This is a genomic window from Treponema sp. R6D11, assembly GCF_054786075.1.
On the sequence record NZ_BDHD01001309.1, the window covers coordinates 1 to 333 of the forward strand.

Annotated in this window: 1 protein-coding gene; it reads right to left on the reverse strand. The window is 43.5% G+C overall.

From position 1 onward, the window contains the following. On the reverse strand, window positions 1–287 hold a 287-nt coding region (locus ACYVTD_RS18545; protein WP_461249064.1), incomplete at its 3' end, for a Na/Pi symporter. Between the last annotated feature and the right edge of the window lie 46 nt (window positions 288–333).

A 333-nucleotide genomic window follows, 5' to 3' on the forward strand; every position in this document is an offset into this window, starting at 1 on the left:
CCTGCGGAATGAGGATTCCCTGGGAAAATAAAATCAACAAGGTGCAACAGCGGAATTAACAGCGGAAGTGCCCAGATAAGTCCCAACACATTAAATAAAACATGGGCAAGAGCCGCGCGTTTTGATTCAGTATTTCCCGCAATTCCCGCAAGAACAGCATTAATTGTTGTGCCAACATTTGAACCCAAGACCATACCGGCTGCCATCTCATAAGTTATAACATCTTGAAACGCAAGCGTCATTATCAAAGTTACAGTCGCGGAAGACGAGTTAATAATTATCGTCATTATCAGTCCAACGCCTAAGCCGAGCAATATCGCTATAGTTCTGTTG